Source organism: Comamonas humi, from assembly GCF_054782535.1.
On the sequence record NZ_BAAGSH010000024.1, the window covers coordinates 220,594 to 245,919 of the forward strand.

The 25,326-nt window shown below is 59.1% G+C and carries 18 protein-coding genes; 12 read left to right on the forward strand and 6 right to left on the reverse strand.

Annotated elements, in window-relative coordinates; translation table 11 throughout:
• Window positions 1–268 precede the first annotated feature (268 nt).
• Both ACYVKR_RS23785 and ACYVKR_RS23790 read left to right on the forward strand, forming a co-directional pair.
• Window positions 269–460, forward strand: a complete 192-nt coding sequence (locus tag ACYVKR_RS23785; protein WP_460483458.1) for a helix-turn-helix transcriptional regulator — start codon at window positions 269–271, stop codon at window positions 458–460.
• A 324-nt stretch (window positions 461–784) separates the two neighbouring features.
• Window positions 785–1,438 (forward strand): inovirus Gp2 family protein, encoded by a 654-nt coding sequence (locus ACYVKR_RS23790; protein WP_460483459.1) that lies wholly within the window; start codon window positions 785–787, stop codon window positions 1,436–1,438.
• A 469-nt stretch (window positions 1,439–1,907) separates the two neighbouring features.
• On the opposite strand, the gene ACYVKR_RS23795 is transcribed toward ACYVKR_RS23790, so the two are convergent.
• The 4 genes from ACYVKR_RS23795 to ACYVKR_RS23810 all read right to left on the reverse strand — a co-directional run bounded on the left by ACYVKR_RS23795 (window position 1,908) and on the right by ACYVKR_RS23810 (window position 11,735).
• The gene (locus ACYVKR_RS23795; protein WP_460483460.1) at window positions 1,908–8,549 is read right to left on the reverse strand and encodes a DUF3320 domain-containing protein; all 6,642 of its coding nucleotides are present in this window, start codon (window positions 8,547–8,549) and stop codon (window positions 1,908–1,910) included.
• A gap of 383 nt (window positions 8,550–8,932) precedes the next feature.
• Complete coding sequence (locus tag ACYVKR_RS23800) at window positions 8,933–9,367, reverse strand: cyclophilin-like fold protein (protein WP_460483461.1); 435 nt, start codon at window positions 9,365–9,367, stop codon at window positions 8,933–8,935.
• Entirely contained in the window at window positions 9,364–10,509 is a 1,146-nt protein-coding gene (locus tag ACYVKR_RS23805) for an MFS transporter (protein WP_460483462.1), read from the reverse strand. The genes ACYVKR_RS23800 and ACYVKR_RS23805 overlap by 4 nt, the downstream gene beginning before the upstream one ends.
• 98 nt (window positions 10,510–10,607) lie before the next feature.
• Window positions 10,608–11,735 carry an alpha/beta hydrolase gene (locus tag ACYVKR_RS23810; RefSeq protein WP_460483463.1) on the reverse strand — a complete coding sequence of 376 codons (1,128 nt, stop codon included), beginning with the start codon at window positions 11,733–11,735 and terminating at the stop codon, window positions 10,608–10,610.
• A 100-nt stretch (window positions 11,736–11,835) separates the two neighbouring features.
• Here ACYVKR_RS23810 and ACYVKR_RS23815 point away from each other — a divergent pair, with 100 nt between their 5' ends.
• From ACYVKR_RS23815 to ACYVKR_RS23855, 9 genes are all read left to right on the forward strand, one after another.
• Window positions 11,836–12,729, forward strand: a complete 894-nt coding sequence (locus ACYVKR_RS23815; RefSeq protein WP_460483464.1) for a LysR family transcriptional regulator — start codon at window positions 11,836–11,838, stop codon at window positions 12,727–12,729.
• A gap of 661 nt (window positions 12,730–13,390) precedes the next feature.
• Complete coding sequence (locus tag ACYVKR_RS23820) at window positions 13,391–14,071, forward strand: hypothetical protein (protein WP_460483465.1); 681 nt, start codon at window positions 13,391–13,393, stop codon at window positions 14,069–14,071.
• Between the two features lie 113 nt (window positions 14,072–14,184).
• Window positions 14,185–14,658, forward strand: coding sequence for a hypothetical protein (locus ACYVKR_RS23825; RefSeq protein ID WP_460483466.1), 474 nt, complete (start codon window positions 14,185–14,187; stop codon window positions 14,656–14,658).
• A 257-nt stretch (window positions 14,659–14,915) separates the two neighbouring features.
• Window positions 14,916–16,178, forward strand: a complete 1,263-nt coding sequence (locus tag ACYVKR_RS23830; RefSeq protein ID WP_460483467.1) for a YiiX/YebB-like N1pC/P60 family cysteine hydrolase — start codon at window positions 14,916–14,918, stop codon at window positions 16,176–16,178.
• A 97-nt stretch (window positions 16,179–16,275) separates the two neighbouring features.
• Window positions 16,276–16,908: a DUF2026 family protein gene (locus ACYVKR_RS23835; protein WP_460483468.1), complete on the forward strand. Its 633-nt coding sequence runs from the start codon at window positions 16,276–16,278 to the stop codon at window positions 16,906–16,908.
• Window positions 16,909–17,045: 137 nt separating this feature from the next.
• Entirely contained in the window at window positions 17,046–18,935 is a 1,890-nt protein-coding gene (locus ACYVKR_RS23840) for an SIR2 family protein (protein ID WP_460483469.1), read from the forward strand.
• A complete protein-coding gene (locus ACYVKR_RS23845; protein WP_460483470.1) occupies window positions 18,935–20,398 on the forward strand; it encodes an argonaute/piwi family protein in 1,464 nt (487 codons plus the stop codon). The genes ACYVKR_RS23840 and ACYVKR_RS23845 overlap by 1 nt, the downstream gene beginning before the upstream one ends.
• Window positions 20,399–20,973: 575 nt before the next feature.
• A complete protein-coding gene (locus tag ACYVKR_RS23850; RefSeq protein ID WP_460483581.1) occupies window positions 20,974–21,417 on the forward strand; it encodes a lipocalin family protein in 444 nt (147 codons plus the stop codon).
• Window positions 21,418–21,544: 127 nt separating this feature from the next.
• Window positions 21,545–23,002 (forward strand): cryptochrome/photolyase family protein, encoded by a 1,458-nt coding sequence (locus ACYVKR_RS23855; RefSeq protein ID WP_460483471.1) that lies wholly within the window; start codon window positions 21,545–21,547, stop codon window positions 23,000–23,002.
• A 57-nt stretch (window positions 23,003–23,059) separates the two neighbouring features.
• Here ACYVKR_RS23855 and ACYVKR_RS23860 read toward each other — a convergent pair whose 3' ends face one another.
• Window positions 23,060–23,863 carry an anti-sigma factor gene (locus ACYVKR_RS23860; protein WP_460483472.1) on the reverse strand — a complete coding sequence of 268 codons (804 nt, stop codon included), beginning with the start codon at window positions 23,861–23,863 and terminating at the stop codon, window positions 23,060–23,062.
• A gap of 18 nt (window positions 23,864–23,881) precedes the next feature.
• Window positions 23,882–24,457, reverse strand: coding sequence for an RNA polymerase sigma factor (locus tag ACYVKR_RS23865; RefSeq protein ID WP_460483582.1), 576 nt, complete (start codon window positions 24,455–24,457; stop codon window positions 23,882–23,884).
• A gap of 238 nt (window positions 24,458–24,695) precedes the next feature.
• On the opposite strand from ACYVKR_RS23865, the gene ACYVKR_RS23870 reads away from it, so the two are divergent.
• Entirely contained in the window at window positions 24,696–25,289 is a 594-nt protein-coding gene (locus tag ACYVKR_RS23870) for a ferritin-like domain-containing protein (RefSeq protein WP_460483473.1), read from the forward strand.
• The last annotated feature ends 37 nt before the right edge of the window (window positions 25,290–25,326 follow it).

Sequence of the window (25,326 nt, forward strand, 5' to 3'; positions counted from 1 at the left end):
ACGCAACGGGCAACGGGCAACGGGCAACGGGCAACGGGCAACGGGCAAGGGGGCGTTGAAGATGCCCCCTTGCCCTTCATGGGGTAGCAATGGATCGTGTTAAAGCGTCTCCGCAAGCAGAATGCTCAGGGCCTAGAAAGATTTGTACTTTTCTCGCAATTTTTTTATTCGCTACGAAACGTCTTCTCAGCCACGGCCTAATTTGACGGCTTCAATCTAAGAAGCGGTGACGCAGGCAATCCGATGCCAAAAACCATCGGAGTGCATCATGCGCGTTCTCAAGCTCAAGGAAGTCCTGGTCAAGACCAGCCTCGGTAAGACCACCCTCTACGCCCTGCTCAAGCAGTCACAATTTCCCAAGCCCATCAACCTGGGCTTGCGAGCTGTCGGTTGGCTCGAAAGTGACATCGACGCCTGGATCTTGGAAAAAATTCGCGCCCGCGATCAGCAGGCTGCTTGATCGTTTTGAAGAGCTGAATACAAAAGAAACGATGGCATCTCACCGAGGATTCCTTCTCGGCAATCGTTAGTGCAAGTCATCTGCTCCTCCAACTTCTTGGTAGGTATTAGTTTTATTAATAAGAAAAAAAGAAAGAACGCAGAACAGGAAATGAAGCATGAGCCATGAGCTCAGCTTCAAGAAATGCATAGCTGATATTTCTCCTGCATTGATCCCATCAATGCAGAAATGAGAGCCATCTATTCCAGAGCACTTTTTGTTCACAAAAGTGCATTCCTGAGCATCACCTTCAACCGTGTGTCTGAAACAACCAGAACACACAGCATGAAGCGCAACCCTCTCAACACCAACCAGCATCTGCATAGCGAGCCCACCTTTCAGGGGGCTCCGGTGATTGCTCACCATGGGCCTTTGATCAGCAACCACTTGCAGCGGATGCATGGTTGCTTGGAAAGATCTCTGGATCACCATAGTCGCATCTGCCTGATGCGGTTTGATTTGTATGTTCCTGATCATGCATCTGCTGCTGCGCTATGCAGCAATGCCGTCATCTCGAAGTTCTTTGCTTCTCTGCGCGCCAAGATCGCGCATGCACAGAACCTAAGCAAAGCTGCTGGCCACCGCGTTCATGACGCGGATGTTCGCCACATGTGGTGCCGTGAGATCAGTGGCAATGGCCGCGTGCACTACCACGTGGCCCTGCTTTTGAACCATGCGGCCTACGCCTTCATCGGTCAGTTCGATCTGGAGCGCTGCAACATGTATGCGCGCATCCATGAGGCATGGGCAACCGCCTTGCATATGCACGTCGAGGACATGCTGGGCTATGTGCACGTCCCCGCTACACCAACCTACCAGGTCGTGCGGGATGACGAAGCCTCGTTCAACACAGCCTTCTATCGGGTCAGCTATTTCTCCAAACTGGGCACGAAGGAGTACCAGCAGGGATTCCACACGTTCGGATGCAGCCGGTCCTGAAGAGCCTGATGGCTACAAGCGGTGAGGATGGCCTCGATCTATAGTTGGAAGCCCATATAGCAGCAGTAGCTGCCGAATGTGGGCCCGCCCACACAGGCATCAAGCAGTCTTCAGCGGCCCCTGCCGTATCGGTAGGCGGGCTGGTATCGACTGCGATGCGCAGGCCTTCGCGGGAGGACACTCGTCGATGACGTTGAAGGTCCTGAAGTGCCGTCCCGACCACAGTGCATCTCCCGTGAAGTCGCAGTTCCAGCTTTGGTTGAGCTGACCCGCGGCCTGCAGTGACTATTTGACGCGCGCTGGCAGCCGATTCTTCCCTCGCCGAGGTAAAGCTCAGTAGCAACTCGCAGTACACGGGTTAGAGCACCGTCTAGCCTCAGGGCCGGCTTTAGTGGAAGGCGCTGTCGTACAGCAAGCCGAAGCTGTGGCGCGGGCTCAATGCGATGTAGCTTGAATGAAGATGAAAGCTTCATGGCTCTGCCTGCAAAGAGCGCACAACATTTTCAAGACGTGCCCGGCTGGCTGTTCGTAGCTGTTGAAGCCCTAGTTTTCGCGCCATTGCTTGATACACACCTTCGCCTTGGATACCTTGCGCGATGACGGCACGAGCCAGCGAAGCCAGTTCTGCGAGGCAGATCTCGTCAGTCGCGCGCACGCTGTCCTCGTCGGCGGGCCCGCGGAAGAGAGGCTCTGCCGCAGGATCGAGATGCTCGGGCCAGTAGAACGTGCCGATTTCTTCATCCGTCGTCCGATAGTGCGCTCGAGCAAGTTGAAACACGCGCTCACGGATGCGTGTGCCTGTGCGCAGCCAACCATGGGCTCGCGCAATGCGGCGGGCCAGCAGGGCGTCGAGCACAGGGCCCTCATGGGCGATGACGTGGGCAATCATGGCCGACAGGATGTCGTTGTAATCACTGTCTAAAAAGCGATCGGGATCGGCGCCAGCGACAGCTTCGGCCGGGTCGGTGACCCGATAGAGCAAAGCCTCCGGTTGCGCCTTGTCGGCAGTATCGGTATGGCCAGGCGCTACAGAGACTTGGCGAGCAAAGACTTCTTCGGCTTGCTGTAGTGGGGCTGTTGCTGCGGTTTCAGGTGCAATCAGGTCCGCATCCTGGATGGGCGCCGCCGTTTCTTCGTCCGGCTTCGTCGCGGACGCCATGGCTTGCGCGATGGCTGCTTGCGCCAGACGTTCGGCCTCGGCTTCGCGCTCAGCTTGCGCAGCGCGCCGCTCGCGTTGAGTTGTGAGCACGACTTGCAGCCGGGCATCCAACCTGTCGAGCGTGCCAGTGGGGTCGATCCACCAATCGGTGGACCACACCCGCACGATTTCCCATCCCAAGCCGCGCAGGACTTGTTCGCGCAGCTTGTCGCGGTCGCGTGCAGTAGCGCTGCGATGGTAAGTGGCACCGTCACATTCCACGCCGGCCAGGTAGCGTCCAGGTGCGTCGGGATCGACGATGCCAAGGTCAATGCGGAACGAAGAGGCTCCAATCTGCGGCTGGACTTGCCAGCCGCGCTGGGCAAGGGCGGTGGCTACGGCCTGTTCAAAGGGGCTGTCGAAGCCGCCGAGGGTACCTCGGCTGGCTTCCGCTAGCGCGCTAGCGCCGCGTTCAGCAAATTCCAGGAAGTGCTTGAGATCGCGCACACCGATGGCCTGAGTGCGCGCCAAGTCCATCTGCTCCGCCCGGAAACTTGCGAACACGCGCAGTTCGTGACGTGCACGGGTGATGGCTACATTGAGTCGGCGCTCGCCGCCCTGGCGGTTGAGCGGACCAAAGTTCATGGACAACTGGCCCGCAGGGTCGGGTCCATAGGTGGTGGAGAAATAGATAAGGTCGCGTTCGTCGCCTTGCACGCTCTCTAGGTTCTTAACGAACAGAGGCTCCAACTCGCTTTCAGCGAAGTGAGGCTCCAATCGAGGATCCTCCCTCCGGGCTTCGTCAAGCAAGTCCTCGATCAATTTTTGCTGTTCAGTATTGAAGGTGACGATGCCAATCGTGAGTCCGCCTTCGCGGAAACCGGGTGCTGTCAGGCGTTCCACGACATCGGCGACCAGGGCCTTGGCTTCGGCGGGATTGGTTCGGGCTCCTCCCTTTTGATAGGTGCCCGAAACTAACTGCAGGCTGACCGCCCGGTCATTGGTGACGGGTGAGGGAAAGGTGACCAGTTCGCCGTCATAGTACGCGTGATTGGAAAAGGCGATCAGGCTTTCATGGCGGCTACGGTAATGCCAGTTCAGATTTCGTGTCGGCAGGTTGGCACCGATGCACTCGTCAAGAATGCTCTCCAGGTCCGCCTCGACGTCCTCGTCGTCAAGATCAGATTCTGCGCGGTCGAAGAACGATGTGGGGGGCAGCTGCTTGGGGTCCCCGACCATGACGACTTGGCGTCCGCGGGCGATGGCGCCAATCGCATCCCAGACCGGGATCTGCGAGGCTTCGTCAAAGATCACCAGGTCGAAGGCATTGGCTCCAGCCTGGAGATACTGAGCGATGGATAGTGGGCTCATCAGCAAGCAGGGCGTGAGCTTGGTCAGTGCCTCAGGAATTTGCGCCATGAGCTCCCGCAAGGGCAGGTGCGCGCGCTTTTTGCCAATCTCGTGTCGCAACACTCCCCATTCGGAGTTTCGGCTGACATTGTCTTGAGAGGGCAGGTCGGCGCACAGGCGCGCGCGCAGCCAGTCGCGGGTCAGTGCGGTGAAGCGTTCGTCAAGCTCCCGGAAGTCGCGGATGCGCTGTTCGTGCTCGACGCTGACGAAACCGCGGATGACTGGCTCATGATCCACCACGGCGTTGAGCCACCAGCGTGCGTAGTTAGCTTCGAAAGTCCGGCGGGCCTGGCCTGGTCCGACATGGCTTTGTTCGATGCCTTGCACCAGTGTGGCCAAACCGAGTGCGAGCGCCTCGCCGCGTGCCTGGCGCCAGGCGCACCAACTGCGCAGGCTGTGCTCGGCGCGTACGATGGATTGGCTTTGCTCGATCAACCTATCGAGTGACACGGACTGCCATTGTGCATGGGCATCCTCGGCGAAGCATCCCATTGTCGCGAATGCCTCCCGCCGGGGAAGCAGTTGCTCCCATGTCTGCACATATCGAGCGCCGGCCAGTGTGATACGACTGCCTGGCTCCAACAATGCATTGGCATCGCCCAGCAGAGCATGCAGCGGGGCCTTGCAGGCTGAAATCTGTTCAGGCGTGGTGGCCAAACGTGCCAGCACGGCAGCCAGATCCTCCCGAAGTTTGCAAGCCTGTGCAAGATTATCCAGAGAGGTAGCCAGTCCTTTCCACAGTCCGGCAGTAGATTCACGCAAATCGTCCAGGGCAGCCAGCGCTTGTTCAGTTTCGGCTCGCTGGCGAAGCGTCTGGTGATCGCGCGCCAGGGTGGGGCCGCAAGCACCTTCCTCGACCAAAGCGTGGGGCATATCCAGCGGTCCCTGTTGAGGATGCCTTCGCCAGTCGCTCAAAAAATCAAGCGCGGCATGCAGATGGTCCACTTGGGTGGTGTGCCCGCTCCACAGCCCATCGGTCGAAGTAGACAGCGAGGCGTGCGCCGCGATGGCTTGGTCCAATTGGCGCAGCCTGCGCACCCTCTGCAAATCAGACTGCAGAGCAACCCCGCATTGGCCATCTGCAATGGCATCGAAGCCATCGTCTTCCCATGCCCGGCCTTCGCGTACAGCTGCCAGGGCAGTCTGCCAGCGCAGGGACGTACGCACCTTTTCCGCATTGGTATCCAGGCCTGCCCAGACGGATGCACATTCCTGGGCGAAGGTGATCGCTTGAAGCTGTTGGCGCAAGGCCCGGATGGCAATCCAATGCAGCAGATCGTTGCTGACGTCAGGTTGCGATCCTCCTTTGATGGCGCTGGACAGCTGTGCCGTGACATTGCGTTTGCTAAGCCAGGACTTGGGCCAAAACGCCTGCTCGGCCTGCTCCCACACTTGATGCAATTCGGCGACGTCGAGCTGTTCAATCGATTGGCTATAGGGGGCTGACAGCGCTGCATGGTGTTCTGCGATCTGATTCAACAGGTCAAGCCCCTGATTCAGTTGCGCGACTGTGTGAGGGCCCCAGGGCTCGCCCAGCTGCCCATGGATTTGTCGGTATTCGGTGAGCGCTGCCAGACCGTCTGTACAGGCGGTCACGACAGAAGTGGCCCATGGTGTGGAGAGCTGCGAGTTCAATTCGGCATGGCGCCGCACCAGTGCTGCGCCTTCCTGAAGGCGCTGGCTCAAAGTGCGTGCGTCAGGACGCAAAATAAAGCGCCAATCGTGCCCTGCTGCTGATGGCAGGCGTTGCGCAAGGATTAGCAGCGCTTCGCAGATGTCGCGTGTCAGTGCGGGTGGGGGCAGGCCAATGGCCTGAACCAGCGCATTGGCTGATTCGATCGTTGCTTGGGCAGCGGGGAGCAGATCACGTGCAGCAGTGATCAGTTGTTGCTGCCAGGTAGGTGACCAATCTCCCTGGCCGATCAGGGCCAAGGGGTGATTTGCCAGTGAGGCGTGGGTGATGGCTTGTGCGTTGACTTCCAGCCGATCCACTGCATGGCGCAATTGCTCCATGCTTGCATGATCATGCTCATCGGCCGAGGGCCAAGCCAAGGCAAGGGGCGGGATATCGTTTGCTGCGCTGACGGTACCGATTGCATCGAACAGGCTCAAACCGTTGCGGCGTCGCTGATGCAGGCGTTCGACATAGATGTTCAGTGCGTCCCGCAGGCTCTTGAGCTTGTCGGCTTCTGCCCGCCATTGCTCGGCATCCGCTTGGCCGCTACTGGACCAGGCAGACTGCAACTGGGCCAGTACGTCGAGTTTGCGGGCCTTGCTCGAGTGCAGTTCCAGGCAGAATTCGCCCAAGCCAATTTCGCGCAGGCGTCGGTAGACGACGTCCAGCGCTGCGATCTTCTCGGATACGAAGAGCACGCGTCGACCCTGTGCCAGGGATTGGGCGATGAGGTTGGCAATGGTCTGGCTCTTACCAGTCCCCGGTGGGCCGATCAGCACGAAGTCTTTGCCTTGCGAGGCGGCCAGCACGGCCGACAGCTGCGAGGAGTCCGCAGGCAAGGGACAGAACACCTGCTTGGGGTCGAAATGCTGGTCCAGTTCACGCACCTGCGGAAATGGAGTGCCCGTTGGATAAGCATCGCGCGGTGTATCTAGCAGGTGTCGCACGACCGGGTTCTCTCGCAATTGCTCGCTGCGTTCGGCCAGGTCTTTCCACATCAGATACTTGGCAAATGAGAACATGGACAGCACCACGTCCTCAGTCACTTCCCAGCCCTTGATGTCTTTGATGGCATGGCCGACGGCCTTCCAGACTGCAGCGACGTCCAGGCCGTTATCGTCCCGCGGCAGTTCGCCTTCGAGGGTGCCCAGGTTCAGCTCAAAGTCCTGGCGCAGCATCTCGATCAAGGTGGGATTGAAGCGGGGTTCATCGTCATGCAAGCTGAGCGTGAAACCTGAGCGAGCGCTCTTGCGGTGCAGGCTGACCGGCACCAGGATTAAGGGGGCTCGGTAGCGCTGACCATCACGGTCTTCGCGTGTCCAGGACAGAAAGCCCAGGGCAAGATACAGCGTGTTGGCCCCGCCTTCCTGCAAGGTCGTGCGGGCGCCCCGAAATAGCTCCGTCAGCCGCGAATCAAGCTCGACCTCGGGAACGCCCACGAAAACTTCGCGTTTCTGCAGGGCTTCTAGCGCGTGCACGCGGCGTACGTTCTCGCGTTCACGGGCCTCGTAGATGGCCTGATCGCGCGGGTCGGCGCCGTCCATCAGATCTGGGCGTGGTCGCAGCTTCAGGGGCTGGCCGCTGGCGAGCAGATCTTCCAGCGCGCCGGGGTCCGGTGCTTCCAGCTTGAGGGCCTTCTTGCCACCCTTGAAGTTGAGCAGATTGTTGCGGAGCGAAAGGTCTAGCAGTTTGCGCTGCCAGCGAAGCAGCCGGTCATTGGGGTCGAGCTGGCTGGCATCTTCCACATGGGTCGGCACGCTGTCGGGAAGATCAGGCACATCTTCGATCGTTAGCACGGCCGATGTGGATGGTGACGCTTCGGTATCCAATGCCGCAGCAACCGCCGCTTCCGCACTGGCCAATGGCTTGATGCGTTGCAGCCGCGCCCGGCGGATGTCTACGGCTAAGCGAAAACCTGCATCTTGAGATTCGTCCACCTGCTGAGCACCACGTTCGGCGGCATAGCTGAAGGGGACTGTAGGGCGCTGAGTGATCAGAGTGGTCTCGAACAGCACCAGCTCTTTGAGCCTGAGGCGCTTGCGCAAGGCGGTCACGTCGTCGACAACCGTAGTGGAGAATTCCTCGGATTGCAGCCAGACACCAGCAAAGGCATGACCCTCGGTGAAGACCAGCAGGGGGTTCAATCCGGATTGCTCGAGTGCGGCGCAAAACAGCAGCGCGAGGTCAAAACATGTTCCCAGACCTGAGCTTTCGATCTGGCTAGGGCTGCGCACCTTTTGGCCTGAGCGTTCGAAACTGGCTGGGGGCAAGGCATAGTCCAGCTGCATGCCAGCCACCGCCCCCCAAATGGCTGAAGCGAGTTCCCAGGCGCGCTTGGCACCGCCAGCATAGCCGTCCAACGCGGGGTTGCGATCGTTCTGGCGCAGCACCTCGGCGGTTCGCTTGAGCAGTCGATCCACAGCGGGGTCGTTGGGCTGGACGAAGGCGGCGACCAAGTCGGGCAGGTGGGAGATGCCACCCCATTGATTGCGTGGGAGCAGCTCCAGTTGGGTATCGCGTTGTGCCAGGGCTGGGGTGGCTGCATCCGAGCCCGCAGCGCGCAGAGCCAGCGAGACCGTGGCTGTCTCTGCTTCGGTGAGCCGTGCCAGCAATCCGCCGTCCAGGCTCAGATCCAGATCGCGGATGGGATATCGCGAGCCCGCTGCCAGGGCATCAATCCGCCAGCGGCGCGGCTTCAGAAAGGGCGGGTCGGAAGTTAGGAGTAATTCGACCTGCTCATGCGCCTGGTCTGTCTCATTGATCAGCCAGAGGTCCCGAATGAGCGGGACCGCATTTTGAAAGTCCGCCAAGTTCAATTTGGCAATCAACGTAACGTCGATCTTCAGTTCGGCAGCGGTGGTCGAACCCTCCAGTTGTGTCTCGTCCATGGAATCCCCCATAACACCCTGCGTTGTAGCATGCATTACGACAAGTTACTATTTTGTAAATATTAGCCCCAATTGCCCTCAATTTTGGCAAATTAGCGGTAGGTAGAACCATGAGGAATACGGGCGCCATTAGCCTGACCTCCCCCATAGGGCATACCAAGTTAAAGTTAGTAGAGTCTGCTTTCAGCGATAGATGACACGCGCCCGGGGAGCCATGACAGACTGCAATCTGCCTAACTGCCGATTCGGCACAAGCCGAGTCGGCGCGCCAAGCTGTGCGCGGCGGGGATAGCTTGCAGGGCTTCCACTGGGGACAAGGGACGCGCGCAGCGCCGCAGGCGCGAGGGATTGGAGCCGGATGGCCGTTACGGCAAAGACAGGACCTAACGCACGCAAAACTCCACTCTCACCGCCCCTCTACCAAGCACCTGGGCCAGACCCGCCGGATCGTCCACACGGCCCAAGCGCGTGTACGCATAGGCCGACTCGAACCCCAAATAGAAGATCACCAGGGTTTTCGACCCGTACAACATCAAGTCACCGTTGCGGATGGCTCCGGGCCGGCTGGCGCTGGCCGGCAGCGCTTTCGGCAACTCGCTATGCTTTTCGTTGCCGTTGAGCTCAGCCATGTCCATCGAGAGCGGCAGCAGCGCAGCGAACGCACGGGCGGCTTCGGTGGCGGCCAGGGTGATGGAGAAGCGGCGTTCGCCGATGGTCATCCACATGCGGGAGTCCTTGGGCTGGGCCGCGCCCACGCCGGGCACGAGCAGCCCGGGCAGCAGGCGCAGCACTTGTCTGCGTGGAATATCGAGGCTCACGGGCACGCTCCAGTTTTGCGCTCGGCACGGCTGGCCATGGCCGTCAGCCAGGCCAGGCCCGCGGCCAGCAGCAGCGCCGCCGCGCTTGCCATGAAGGTGCTGCGGTAGCCTGCCGCATCGAACAGCAGGCCGCCCATGGTCGAGCCTAGAGCAATGGACAACTGGATCACCGCCACCATCAGCCCGCCACCCGCCTCAGCGTCGTGCGGCATGGCTTGCGCGATCCAGCTCCACCAGCCCACCGGAGCCGAGGTCGCCAGCAGGCCCCAGAGCCCCAGCAGCACGAAAACGGCGACGACCCAGCCCCCGAAGGGAATCAGCGACAGGGCAATAGCCGCCATCAGGATGGGAATGATGATCAACGTGCCGTAGAGGCCGCGCTTGAGGATGGAGCCAATCAACGCCGTACCGATGAAGCCGGCCACGCCGATCACCAGCAGGATCAGCGACAGCGTAGACACATCCACCTGTCTCACTGTCTCCAGGAATGGCCGCACATAAGTGAACAGGGCGAACTGCCCCATGAAGAACGCGCCGCAGGCCGCCATGCCCAGAGCCACGGGTCGGCTCGCCAGCACCTTGAAGACATTGCGCGAACCCGCCACCCGAGCTTGTGCCGTCATCGCCGGCAGGCTGGCCCACTGCCAGGCCAGCGCGATCACGGCCACCGGCACCAGGCAGAAGAAGGCGCCCCGCCAGCCCACCACTGAGCCGAGGTAGCTGCCCAGCGGCGCGGCGACCACCGTGGCCAGCGCGTTGCCGCCATTGAAGATCGCCAAGGCGCGCGGCACCTGGCTGGCCGGCACCAGCCGCATGGCCGTCGCGGCCGACATCGACCAGAACCCGCCGATCACCACACCAATGAGCGCACGGCCGATCATATAGACGAGATAAGTCGGCGCCAACGCCACCACGGCGCCCGAGACGGCCATCAGCGCCGTCAATCCGAGCAGCAAGGTCTTGCGGTTCATGCCGCCGGCCAGCGCGGAGATCGACAGGCTGGTGAGCACCGCGAATGCGCCGGAGATCGCAATGCCCTGGCCCGCCATGCCTTCGCTGACGTGGAGATCGGCCGCCATCGGCGTCAGCAGGCTGACGGGCATGAACTCGGAGGCGATCAGCGCGAAGACGCACAGCGTCATTGCAAAGACGCCGCTCCAATAGGCGGGCTGCTGCCCACTCTGAGGGGGTGTGGTCGTGTCGCCCCCAGGCAATTCGGAAACTTGAGCCGTCATGACGCTTATGCCAGGTGCCGGTTGAAGAACGCCGTGAGCTTGTCCCAAGGGATCAGGTTCACGCGGTCGTACAGGTCGACGTGATTGGCGTCCTTGACCCAATGCAGTTCCTTGGGCTCGGCGGCCCGCTGGTAGGCGTCCTCGCTGAATTCCCTGGAGTGCGCCTGGTCGCCGGCGATGAACAGCAGCGGGCGCGGGGAGATGGTCTCGATGTCGTTGAACGGGTAGAAGTTCATGAACTTCACCTCGCTCGCCAGCGTGCGGTTCTGCGTCTGCTCCAGCGTGCGGCCGGCCGGAATGGCGATGCCGCGCGGGGTGCGATAGAAGCTGTGGTACATCGCGGTCACGGGATCGGCGTCCGCCGGCAGTTCGACCGGCAGGTAGTTCTGGAAGATGGGCTTGCCGCTGGCGTACTCCTCATCGCGCAGCCGCGTGGCCTGGGCCAGCTTGTCCTTGCGCTGCGCGAGCGTCTGCGACTTGCCGTAGCCATTGCGGGTCACCGCGCCCATGTCGTACATGCTCACCGTGGCAATGGCCTTCAGGCGCGGGTCGATCTTGGCGGCGCTGATGATGAATCCACCGCTGCCGCAGATGCCGATGCCGCCGATACGCTCGAGGTCCACCCCATCCTGTGTGCGCAGAAAATCCACCGCCGCACTGAATGCCTCAGCGTACAGGTCGGGCGCCACCGCGTTGCGCGCGGCGCCTTCGCTTTCTCCCCAAAACGGCAGATCGATGGACATGGCGACGAAGCCCTGTTCGGCCATCTTGGTGGCATACAGGTTCGCGCTTTGCTCCTTGACGGCGCCCATCGGATGGCCGACGACCAGGGCGGGCAGCTTGGCGGCGGTGCGGTCCTTGGGCATGAACAGATTGCCGACGACCTGCGTGCCGTACTGGTTCTGGAAGGTGACCTTCTGCAAAGTCACCTTGTCGCTCTTGTAGAAGTTGTCGGCGCCCTCCGGCACACCCGTCTGCTGGGCCTGTGCCGCGGAAGCAGAAGTCGCGGCGGCAGAGAGGAGGCCCAGTGCAGCGAGGCTAACGCCCGTGGCCTTCACAAACTCGCGGCGGTCAGAAGCCTCAGCGCTCAAAACCTCCGCGGATTCGCGGCGGATGTCGAATGTCATGCTCATGGTCGATGCTCCTTGAAGATCAGTTGCCTCAATCTTGACGGAGCCATGAGATTCTGATTAGGGGGTGTAATCTTGATGCGGTTGTGAGAAAATTTCAGCAATGGCAACCACCAAAGTGAACGATCTCCAAGCCTTCGTGGCCGTCGCACGGGACCAGAGCTTCACCAAGGCGGCGGCGAAGCTGCGCATCACGCCCTCGGCCCTGAGCCATACGATGCGGGGGTTGGAAGAGCGGCTGGGCGTGCGCCTCCTGGCCCGAACGACCCGCAATGTGGCGCCCACGGAAGCCGGGGAGCGGCTGCTGCGAGCCATTGCGCCGCTGTTCGACCAGATCACCGCGGAAGTGGACGCGCTCAGTGAACTGCGGGACAGGCCCCGGGGCACCCTGCGCATCACCTGCACCGACGACCAGATCGAGCTGTGCCTGCGACCCATGCTGGCCGAGTTCCTGAAGAACTATCCCGAGATCACGCTGGAGCTGTATGTGGACTACGGGTTCACCAATGTGGTCGAGGAGCGGTTCGACGCGGGCATCCGCCTGGGCGAGTCCATAAGCAAGGACATGATTGCCGTGCGCATCGGGCCCGACTGGCGGCTGGCGGTGGTGGGATCACCGGAATATTTCTCGCGGCATCCGGCACCGAAGACTCCCCATGACCTGACCCAACACCGTTGCGTCAACATCCGTCACCGGCCGTCCGGGACGATCTACGCCTGGGAGTTCGAGAAGGATGGCCACGCTTTCACCGTGAAGGCCGAAGGCCAGCTCGTCTTCAACAGCATCATGCACGTGCTCAACGCGGCCGTGGATGGCATCGGGCTGGCCTACGTGCCCGAACAACTGGTGGCCCCCTACCTGGCGGATGGGCGGCTCAAGGAGATCCTAGCCGGCTGGTGCCCGACATTCCAGGGCTATCACCTGTACTACCCGAACCGGCGCCAGGCATCGCCTGCGTTTGCAGCCTTTGCCGAAGCGCTGAAATATCGGGGTTAGCGTCGGCGGTGAGTGCATCACTCGCGACACAGATTCCAGGTGAAAGAGGAGCCGAATAGCCGTCACCGCAAAGACGGCACGGGGCGCAGCCAAAAGCCCGGCGGTGCTTCGCGCTGACACGTCCACTTTCTGAATATTCCCACTACAAAGCGCCAGAGGACGGGAGCTGTTCTTTCTTGACCACCATTGCGCGATGACATGACCAGCATGCTTGAGCTGACCACGGGCGGCAATCGACGCCGAGCGCCTTGTCGTTTCATGCCGTCGTAATTCAGCTTTGCAGCGATTGCCGCTATTCGTAGCTGCTCGCGACCTGTCGGTCACCGCTCCATAACGGCCATCCGAGCATCGACGTTGGCGACTGCGAATGAAAAAACGGGCCCAGGCGAGGTAGTCTCCTCCGTTCGCAAGCTATAGTGCCTGTAGCGAATCATCTCCTGCACCTGACCTAGCAGGCGCGGGATCGGAATATTTGGGAGATCGGATAGCATGGCATTGTTTTCCTGTATTTATATCCAGTATTTCGAGGGCGCCAAGGTTTGGCAAGGCCTGCACGCAAATGGCAGGTTATCAGTCGAGTGGGGGCAATGTTAGGCCGTTGCCTAACTTGGCCGCGGCAGAGTAGGCGACAGCCCCCATCACATTAGAGCGCAGGGCAGACGTGTCGAATCCCGCCATTCCAGACATCATCACTGTCGTAGGCTCGGCATATCTACAGCCGATTGCGGACCTCCTGGACAAGCTTCTTAAGAGGCCGATCTCGGGAATAGGCCCGGCTGGGGTGAGTGAGCACGAAAACGGCTACTCGGCCGCTCTTGTTATTCTTCTCGTCGCAGTTCTCGAGTCATACACCGCACGTCTTCGCTTCGTGCGGAGGGCGGAACAAATCGCCGGAAGTCTGAGCACGCCGGAGCTCCTCGACAAGTACTTTACTTTGCTGCCGACCAGAGACGAACTGGTCGAAGTGTTCCTTATCCGGAACGTGCTCGCGCACAACCATATTTGGCACTTAGACGTCTCGGATTTCGCCGAAGCCGGCGCTCCCACACTTGCTACTCCAAAGGAGCTGGGTTTTCAGACGAACAAGCACTATGAGCAGGTGGTTGATGTTGCGGCACGGAAGACCCGAAGGTTAGGCCTCAATGTCAGCCCAACGTGGGTTGACCGTTCTGACGTACGGAAGGTGTTCGAGATCGTGTGGCGCACGCTGAAGTTCATGAATGCTCAGGATTTTCGCCATACGCCGCTCGGCGTGTACAACGTCGGATTTCGAGGAAAGCGCCGGAAGTTTACGGACCTCGTCAACGAGATCACAGATGAAGGGTGCGGGCATGCACCCTAGCAAGTTGTTCGACCAGGGAACGCAGCGGCATTGCGCCGCGAGCCGTGCACGGGAGCATACATCTCGGGACGCAATGCCGCTGCGTGCCGGTCAACTCCGTTAGGAAGCAGCAATTGATCGAGCCTCTCTTCAACGCCACCGACGATGAATGGATACTCATGGTCGGAAGGTACATCATCAACATGGGGGGCGTTGAGGCAGCCACGCGTCTACTGATTTCCATTGTTGACCGGTCGGACAGTTCGCCGAACATGAACGGAGATCTTCCTTCTAGACTGGGCTACTTGCGCCGTAGGTTCCCTCGCGAACCGCGAGAACAGCATTCCCGCGCAATGGCGGTCTTCGACGTAGCTGCGAGGCATGTCGGGTTCAGAAACATAGTGGCCCATAGTCCAATCATCATCACTGGACATGCTGACGGTAGGAACCACGTGCAGGGCATTCTGAACATCACGCCAAACGACCCTCAAAAAATGGGAGAACTCGTCGGCCTACCGGAGCTCCGCGGTCGTGTCGATGAGTCGGCTGCACTGTCGCGCGATCTGCTCAACATGCAAGAGGTTTTCCACAGTGCCGCGGTGGCCTAACCCTTTGTTGTACCCGGCCTGCTACGCAGGCGGGTCAACTCAATCGTTCGCCATCACCGGAGATCGCCGTGACTATCAACCTCAATCTGGACGAAGGTTTACTGGACTAGGGTCAGTCCATGGTGAGGAAAATATTGCCTCGCAACGACTGGCTGAGAGGGCGCTGTCTGCTCCCATAAAGAAGGCACTGGATAGCTACAGCGGAGACCCTATCATTCAGTACCTGCGCCGGATCGACGCTCAGACGGAATTGTGAAATGAGTGAATCTGAACTGCGACCTAGAGTTTTCGTCATCGAGCTGATCGAACCTGGCGATGTTGTGTTGACGACCACTCCTGAACCAATTAGCCAAGCTATCCGGAGGGCCACAGGAGCGGATATATCTCACGCAATGATTTGTGTGGCTAAGTCGAGCGTTATAGACTCCACTGGCGATGGCGTTCATGCACGCAACCTAGCACGGATTGTTCTCGACCCGGGCTGCGCCGGCCATGTGTTGCGCCCGGTGAAACCACTGACGCCTGACCAATTGCGCTCCGTCATCTCTTTCGCCAGGGCTGCCGTTGGTACCCGATACACGAAGATCGGTGCCGCCAAGAGCGTGTTGGCTGGCTTCGTGGCCGGCCGGAGGCAGTTCTGCTCGCGTTTAGTCGCGCAGGCCTATCGCGATGCCGGTGTGAGTTTGGTATCGGATGCTGATTTCTGCCATCCTGGAGAACTTCTGAAGAGCTCGGCGCTTGTGGAGGTGCCTAATGTGCTTAGAAGTCTCAATCTAGAAGAAGAGACATATCGGCGCGAAGATGTTGACAACGTTGAGGTCATGCGTAACTCGACCAACGCTTTGCTTGAGGAGGCGCGCAAAATGTCCTCTAAGATTGAGTCCCTCAATGATATCAATGCCTATCTGGTGGAGCATCCTGAGGGTGATGCTCACCTAGCGCAGGCTCTGAGATCCTCGAGATACCTTGAGTTGTGGCGCGATGAGCTTGAAAGGAATTCCTGGCAGTATCATGTCGCCTTAATGGAGGGGTACGATGAGTCGGTGGAGTGCAAGCAGCGATATTGCGAAGAGCTTTTAGCGGATGAGGAACTATGCCAAAACCGCTTCGTATTGAATCATGCGGGCTACGTGACTCTAAATACGATACATCCTCGTCAATATTTCGTGCTGATGGTCGAACTGTATGAACGCCTTGCCCAACTTCATGCTAAGCGCATCAAGGCCGCAGCTGCCTGGCTTGAGCGTAGGGGACTAATTGAGTCAGCGTCGCTTCAACCCCTCCGCCCCCATACGCCTGAGTGGTTCGCTTCATTACGCGAATGGAATCCTAAGCAAGCTGCAATGACAGAGGCAGCAATTAGGGCGGCGGGAGGTCCCGATGTGTGCAGTATTTGCGCGGATGAGCCGGTCCGTGACTACGTCTTGGTGAGCATGCCAGCGGCCGGACCGGGGACGCTGCGGCTATGTGATGACTGTTTTTGCATCCGCTCCATCGGCGAGCCAATGAAGCCTTTCTAACTTCGCAGTCCTTCGCAATCGTTAGCCAGACTGATTGATACTCTTGCGTCGTGTAGTCGCGGACAGATATGCTTGGCACTCTACCTCTGATACTTATATGTCTGTACTTTTGCTTCCGTTCGCCGATTACCAACGCATCTACCAGACTATCTATAGTGTTCTCAAGTCATCTGGCATTGCTAGACATAGGGCGTGCTTGACATTCGCTACCGCCGGCATGCTGGTTTTGCGCAATCACTACGGACTCAATGCCAAGCTAAGTGCCGGGAGCATGGCGCTCATGGCTGATGAAGAGTCGGCTCTTATCCTGTTTTATGGTCGGCAAGAGCATGGAGAATGGATCTGCAACACTGAAGGGTTTCATGCCTGGGTTGAATGTGATGGGTGGTTGATTGACTTTATGGCACCTATCATGGGCCAAGCGTTCAATGAGGACGGCCATAGTTTCGAGGTCCCTCGCCGTATGCTTCAGAAGCCGCTCGCAGAGCGCAAGCCCTACATCCAGGCGATCCAGCATGAGGGAGAGTTCTTCTGCCTTCACGATACAGCGGTTGCCGACTCGCTTCTTGATCGACAGACGCAAAAGTTCTTTGACATCCTAGATGTATGCCAGCAGTGGTATCGGAGACCTCCATCCAATATGCCTGCAATGGCGAGGCGCTTTGGCAGCCCTTTTGGACCTAAGCAAGAGGTCGTGCTTGATGCACCAAGTATTGACGGCGTTTGGTAAGAGCCGGCTTACTACAACATGTGCGTCTACGGTTGCAAGGTCCAAATATTGCGACGCTATCTGAGCTATATTGAAAGCTCATCAGATCGGCATGCCGCATAGTGAGAAAGTGCGGCCTCATTCCAAGAAGGGGTGTTGTGACGCAGTCGTTCCAGAGCATTTCAGCCGCGCAGTTCTCCACTGCCCTTGCATTGCGGCCTAATCTTGTTGCGTGGTTCCTTGGCGCTGGTGCGTCAGCTGCCTCTGGGATTCCCACCGGCTACGACATGATCCGGACGTTCAAAGCAGAAATTTTCTGCCAAAAGAACAACTTGTCCCCACGAGAAATCGACGCGGGTGACCAGATTTGGATTGATCGGATAGACCGCTACTTCCGGCAGACCTCCATCCTGCCCCCGGATGGAGATCCCAACGAGTACGCAGCCGCCTTTGAAGCTGTCTATCCCCAGCCGCGGCACCGCCGTCAATTCATAGACGACGCCATCTCCAAAGGAACACCGTGCTTTGGCCATCGTGTGCTGGGTAGCTTGATCGCGGCCGGGAAGGTCGATTGTGTCTTTACTACCAACTTTGATCCTCTGGTAGAAGACGCCGCGGTTGCGGCTCATTCTCTGCTGCCCATCGAAGGGAGATCGCGGCCAACGGTTGCTGGTATTGATTCGGGAGGTCGAGCACGACGCTGTCTCAACGAGTCGGACTGGCCCCTCGTTGCCAAGCTGCATGGCGACTACCAGTCCATCAGTATCAAGAATACTGCTGCGGAGCTTGCGAACCAAGATGAAAGTATGGAGCACGTCTTGGTCGAGGCCGGTCAGCGTTTCGGAATGGTCTTTGTCGGATATAGCGGCAGAGATGCTTCGGTTATGCAGGCACTTACATCGGTCCTGCGTGAACCTGATCCATTTCCCAGCGGTTTGTACTGGGTCACTTCGTCGGCTTCACGGCTACTGCCGGCGGTCACCGAATTCCTGGAGAGCGCATACCTCGCTGGCGTTGATGTCGCGGTGGTGGAGTGCAAGACGTTCGATGAACTGGCTGCGGATGTTCTGAAGCGACTAGATCTTCCCAAGGTCTTGATGGATCATGTCATGCAGGGACGCTCCAAACCGCGCTTGGTGCCAGTTACTCTGCCGCAGGTCGAGGCACGACGTTTTCCGGTGCTGAGGTACTCTGCCCTCTTAATCGAATCAGTGCCTAGCGTTGCACGCCGAGTCACACTGAATCAGTCTACGACGACACCGATCGTCCGAGATTTTCTGCGAGCTGGAGGCTGTAAAGCTATCGTGGCTGCGAACGGCCACGAATTAGCTGTCTTCGGGAAGGACGAGGAAGTCCTAGCTGTCCTTGCTCCGCTTGGCCCTCAGGTCAAGGGAACAATAGACCTTGATGCCACGCGAGATAGCTGGGCGCTGGGGCTGCTTTACGACGCTTTGGTCAAGGCACTTTCGAGGTATCGGCCCCTTATTCCACGCTTCAAGCGGTCAGGCCATTCCTTGGTGATCACAGTTCCTCGTGAGGAGGACGATGAGGATCGTGCACGGCAGAGGGAGGAAGACCTCTTTCGTCTACGAGAGGCCTATGGCGGACCCGTCACTGGGTTTGTTCCAACGCTTAACTTTCCCTACCAGGAAGGTGTGTTCTTGAAGCTTGAGCAGATTGAAGGGCGGTGGTGGTGTGGCTTTGAGCCCTACACCTTCGTCGACATTCCGAGGCCTGTGGAAGAAGTGTCCGGTGCATTGGGCGTGCCGGCCAGCGCAGAGCGAGATGTTCTAGGACGGACGTTTGACGTCAAGGGCGGAGATCCTGCGGGCGACTGGCGCCGCGAGCATTGGGCTCAGAGGTACAACAGCAATTGGGCAAAAATCATTGAAGCATGGACCAAGATGCTAACGACGACAAGAAACGGCTCGGTACGCGCGTTTGCTCTTCCAGATGGAGCAGGAATTGACGCAGCCTTTGTTGTCTCTCCTTACACCGGCTGGAGCCGGCCTGGTCACCATCATGTGTACTTCGATAGGTCCAAGTGATGACTGCTCGTCCCCAAGCATCCCTGCTACCGCCATTTATTCTTTTAGAGGAGCCTCTGCTTTCCTTTTCGCCGTCAGATCCGGGGAAGGTGGATATTCACCCGTTAAGAGGACTTGCCAAACATGGTCCATATTCCTTCGGGTCCTTCGGAGGCTACACCTCGGAAATACGCATTGCTACGGTGGGGCCGGAGAGCGCATTCAAGCGCCGGGGTGAATTGATGGACTCGCTACGGCAGAGGCATATCCCCATCGACAAGACCGAATATGTTCCTCTGTACCCGGGATTTGAAGCTCTGTTTGGCGTAAGGCTTGAGGCTGCCCGCGGTGCGCATATCAAGTGGCCAGAGTCGTTGAGCCAATTCCCTGGTGATGGCGACCTGCAGCAGCGTCTATACAACGCGATGGAGTCGGCCCTTCGTCGACTGGACACAGTACGGCACGAGTTCGATGTTGTGCTTTTCCACTTTCCGGATTCTTGGGCGCAGGCAACCCGTTCAAAAGACTTTGATGCTCATGATGTGCTCAAGGCGCTTGGTGCGAAATACAGCATTCCAACTCAGGTTCTCAATGACCGGGCATTCACCTTTGGCTACAAGGCGCAGCTAGCTTGGCGCCTTGCTATAGCGCTGTATGTGAAAGCCGCTGGTACGCCATGGAAGTTGGTGCCATTAAAGGGCGTTCCTCAGGACACTGCCTACATTGGCCTCGCGTATGCACTGCGAGGCGATCAGCGCGACGCTCATTACGTGACTTGCTGCTCGCAGGTGTTTGACATGGATGGTGGGGGCATGCAGTTCGTTGCGTTCGAGGCGCGCGATCCAGTCACGGATCTTGCCGAGGCTCGTAGGAATCCGTTCTTGAGCCGAGATGACATGCGCGCGGTAATTGCTCGCAGCTTAGGTCTATACCAAACTCGCAATGGGGGCAACCTGCCCAAGCGCTTGGTCATCCACAAGACGACTGCCTTCAAGGACCAGGAGATCGAAGGTGCCTTCGACGCACTGTCGGGCGTGCCGGAGGTTGAATGCATCGAGGTGGGCGGTGCCTCATGCTGGAGAGGTGTGTGGCTGATCCAGAACCGCTATCGTCGCCGAGGATCGGAGCAGCCGGCAACTAAACCGTCGGGCTATCCTGTACCTAGGGGAACGGTGGTTGTACGTTCTAGTAACTCCGCGCTTGTTTGGGTAGCAGGCAACGCGCCTGAGGCATCCCCAAAGGGAGACTACTTTCAGGGAAGCAAGAGCATTCCAAAGCCACTTCAGCTGATCCGGCATGCTGGTAGTGGGCCACTGGAGCTCATCGCACATGAGGCACTGGCAATGACCAAGATGGACTGGAATAATGACGCGCTATATGACCCTGTGCCTGTCAGTATCCGGTATTCGCAACGGTTGGCCAGGACAATTGCCAATGTGAAGGAGTTGCCTGGTAACGTCTACCCCTATCGGCTATTTATGTAGACAAAGCGGCATCGCGGGCGGTAAAGAAATGGCGCCAGCCGCTCTTTATGCCAGCGTCATTGCATAGACCTTCAGATCTTGGCAATGTTCCGTTTTGGCTTGAGTGGTCGTTGGCACACCAAAATTGACAGACTCCTAACAGCCTACGGCTGCCGGTCAGCAAAAATCTGACGGAGCGGCGCAGAGTCCCATATGACAGGCATGACCCAAGGGGTCGCTGTCCAGCGGCTTCCTATATGCAGGAGCAGTTTTCCTACAAAAATGGCCAGTTTGCGACCTCACAATGTCGCCTCGTCCAGAACCTATTGGACCCTATGAAGTTTGCGCAGGTCCCCTCCATAGCCATATGTTGACTCATGGCGACTGTGTTCGCCTTCTGAACTCCGGGTCGGGGCGCGCCCCCAAGTATTTTCGTTTTCCCACCGATGTTATTTCGGTGTACGGTCTAAGGCTTCAAGCCCATGGAGGACACAGCAATGGGTAAGTTGCGAGGGCTTTTTCTTGGGACTGCAGTTATGACCTGCCTCGCTGCCGTGTCTGTTGTTGCTGGCTGCGCTGTCTCCGTGCCTGACGGTGTGCGGCCGGTCTCTGCATTCGACGTCAAGCGCTATATGGGCACATGGTACGAGTTGGCCAGGGTTGAAAACAGGTTTGAGAAAGGCTTGACGGCGGTCTCCGCCCACTACAGTCTCAATGATGACGGCTCAGTCACGGTGGTCAATCGTGGTTATGACCTGGTCAAACAAGAGTGGCGAGAAGCCAGGGGTAGGGCGCGTTTCCTGGGGGATACGCGTCAGGCTGCACTCAAAGTATCGTTCTTTGGCCCGTTTTATGGGGGTTACAACGTGGTGAGCCTTGATGACGATTATCAAACTGCCTTGGTAATCGGAGAGAGCTTGGACTATTTCTGGTTGCTATCGCGAAGCAAGGCACTACCCGAGTGCCAGGTTCAGGATTTGCTGAAAAAAGCGCAAGGCTTTGGCGTTGATCTGGATCGCGTCGTTACCGTGGCGCAATAGCGCCGTGATCGCCTGTCGGCATGGCGCCGATCCTCGGAGATAGCGAGGACGGCCATTCTGGATCAAGTCCTTGTTGGCAGGTCCTCGGATGATACGGACCTCTTGAAGCACTGAAGACCATTGAGCTATGACAACCAGCGCGCTTGTATGGATGCGCCGTGACCTGCGCTGCAGCGACCATGCTGCGCTCTATCATGCGTTACGGCGCTTTCGACGCGTGTACTGCGCGTTCATTTTTGATACCGACATATTGGATGCACTGCCCACCCGTTGCGACAGGCGTGTGGAGTTCATTCATGCAAGCGTATGCGAGCTCCACGAGGAGTTGTCCGCATTGGCGGCACGCAGCGGAGCGCCAGGCGGAGGCTTGATAGTACGCCATGGCCGGGCAGTGGAGTGCATCGTTCAATTGGCATGCAGCTTGGGTGTGCAGGAGGTGCTGACGAATCGCGACTACGAGCCAGCCGCCATTGCCCGAGACCGATGTGTAGCCGAAGCACTGCGCGTGGAGGGCATTGCATTTAGCGACTACAAGGATCAGGTATTGCTTGAGCATGAGGAAGTACTCAATCAGCAAGGCCAGCCGTACAGCGTATTCACCCCCTACAAGCGCGCCTGGCTGCAAAAGCTCGATGCCTTCCAACTCACTCCCTATTCCGTGGAGCGCTACGCCAGGCATCTGGCTCCCCCGCCTGCCAAGGAGGAAATGCCAGGGCTTGGTGAACTGGGCTTTACGGCCACCAACCTTTGCAGCCTGCCTCTGCCCCCAGGCATGCGCGGTGCCCGCCAGCTGTTGGATGACTTCCTGCCACGAATGGCCGGATACAAAGAGGAGCGCGACTTTCCCGGGCGCAAAGGGGTATCGTACCTGTCGGTGCATCTGCGCTTTGGAACCGTGTCCATTCGCCAGTTGGCGGCGCTGGCCATGGAGCGGGCTGTCGCTGGCTGCGAGGGGGCACAGACATGGCTTTCCGAACTTGCGTGGCGAGACTTCTACTTCATGATCTTGCGCCATCACCCGCATGTAGTCACGCACTGCTTCCGAGCGGAGTATGACCGTGTGAAGTGGGATGAGGCACCGGAGCTATGGCAGGCTTGGTGCGAAGCGCGCACCGGCTATCCTCTGGTGGATGCAGCCATGCGCCAGTTGCTGCAGACGGGCTATATGCACAACCGCCTGCGGATGGTGGTGGCGAGCTTCCTCACGAAGGACTTGGGAATCGACTGGCGCCGAGGAGAGCGCTTTTTTGCCCAGCATCTGAATGACTACGACCTGGCTGCAAACAATGGCGGCTGGCAATGGGCGGCCTCTACCGGTTGCGATGCCCAGCCTTGGTTCCGAATCTTCAATCCGGTGACGCAGTCGCAGAGATTCGATCCTGATGGCAGGTTTATCCGGCGCTACCTCCCCGAACTGGCCAAGGTTCCTGACCAATATATCCACTTCCCTGCAGCCATGAAGCCGCTGGAGCTGCAAGCGTGCGGGCTGCAGCTTGGCCTGGATTACCCCTTGCCAGTGGCTCAGCACGCTCGTGCTCGTGAGCGTACGCTGATGCGCTTTCACTTCATGCGCGGCCAAGATTGACGATGCCGGGAAGGCTCAGTGCCTGGATGTTGAGCCACTCTGATGAGCGGGTATATCTCAGAGGTCGCGATGAATCAGCGCTCCCTTGAACAACACCGGTCCGGTCGGGCCAGTCTCGCTGGGCACCCCGCCCTTGGGTTCGAGGCTGATGGCCAGGACCGGCACGGCTTGCACCTCAGCTTCCTGCGCTGTGAAGTTTTCCAGTTTCCCGGAGCCCAGCACGCCGAGCGAGCGGGGGGCTCCTCGGCTGGGCAGGGCCCACAGTTGCAGGGACCTATCGGCAGCTTCCTGATAATCTCCGACGCGCTGGAGCGTCAGCCGATTGAGCCGTGGATCGAAGGTTACCAGCACGGATGCGTCAGCTTTGCCGTCGGCCAGTACCGCCACATATTGGATCTGAGGAGCCGCTTGCAAGGCGGCATGAGCGCTTTGGAGTTGTGTTTGCAGCGCTGCCAGTTGCTGCCGGGAAGCGTCTTTCAGCCCCTGATGCGACCATAACCCTACAGACACGGCTGTGACGGTTGCCAAGCCGCCGCTCAAGGCCGCGCTGCGCCACCATGCCAGCCCACGCTCGAGCCGTTTCGTGGCTGAGGCTTCACGCTGGCGACTCGCCGCGGCATCCGCCTTGTCGGCCTCGATGAGGTTGTTGATCCGAACCCAGACCGCCGGATCAGGCGGCACTGGTGCCTGTACTTCGGAAAACGCGGACCACCGGCCTTGCCAGAGCAGTGCTGCCGCTCGCACCTGAGCATGCTCGCGAGCATGTTGTTCAAATCGACGGCGTGCACCGCCACGCAGCGTACCCAGTGCATACGCAGCGGCCATGCGATCCAGCAGTTCGGGATTTTGCGTGAGTCTCATGATTGCAACTCCTGGCGCTCAGACATGGCGCGCCATGCACTTGCGCAACTGCTCCAGGCTGCGGCGCATCCATGTCTTGACCGTACCCAGTGGCAGTTTCAGCTGGCTGGCCAACTCGCTGTGGCTGAGGTCGCGCAGATAGGCCAGACTCACCACCTGACGCTGGGCCTGCTCCAGGCGCTGCATGCATTGGTGCAGTGCGGCAGCCTGTTCGCTGGCTTCCGCCAATTGCAGAGGGCCATGCGCGTCGGCGTCCTGCGGCAAAGCATCCGTGTCCTCGATCGGAACGTTGACATGCAAGCGCTCTGCCCGCCGTCGGCGTAAAAAATCCAGAGCCCGGCTGCGCACCAGCATGCCCATCCAGGCCAGGGGAGGGCTGAGTGAGCCGCGATAGCTTCCTGCATTGCGCCAGATGCCCAAAAAGCTTTCCTGCAGCACATCCTCGGCCCACTCCTTGTTGCCTACGATGCGCAGCGCCAACCCATACAACCGGGGGGCCGTCTGGTCGTACAAAAGTTTGAGGGCCGCCTCATTACCGGCCGCTACACGGTCTAGCAGACCCATCAGTTCGTCGTCCGGAGTACTGGCTCTCATGCCGCTATTGTGATCAGAACCACCTTGTTGGTGCGGTGCTGTTGGATTCGTGCCATGGATTTTGTCTGCTTTGCCTGTATCCAAGTACGCGGCGTTGCGCATTCCGGATTCAGGATTTGGCAATGCGCCTTGAAAAAAATATTTTCAAGAACTTGAATCCAGCTCCATGCCGGCTGCGTATTGCAGTTGTCAGGCGCTGCAATACGCCGACATACCTCACATGCAACCAGGAGTCATCATGAACAGCAGCTACTTCAACGTCCACTCTTCCGCCACGGCCTCGCGTCGCGGATTCTTGGGGGCCACCGGTACCTTGTCGGCGGTGGCCGTTGCTATGTTGGCGGGCAGCGAAGCGCTGGCTCAGGGGATGGGCAACGATCCGGCCAAGGATGTGTCCATCCTCAATGTGGCCCTGGGGTTGGAGCATGAGGCCATCAACGCGTACCAGTTGGGAGCCGGCAGCGGCTTGCTGCAGAAACCAGTGCTGGATGTGGCGCTGTTGTTCCAAAGCCATCACAAGGCTCACCGCGATGCCTTGATCGCCACGATCCAGAAGCTGGGAGGCAAGCCGATCGCCGAAGCATCGATGCAGGCCTACGCGGAGTCGCTGAAGGCTGGATCCCTCAAGAGCCAGAACGATGTGCTGGCGCTTGCAGCACGGCTCGAACTGGGGGCAACCAATGCCTATCTGGGTGTTATCCCCGCCTTTGAGAGTCGGGATCTGGCCAAGGTTGCCGGCCGTCTGGCCGCCGATGAAACCATGCACTACACCGCACTGACATCGGCACTGGGGCGCTCCCTGCCGAGCAACGCCTTGTCGTTTGGCGGCTGACACGTAGCGGCACACGGGCACCGGGCAGCATCGCGCT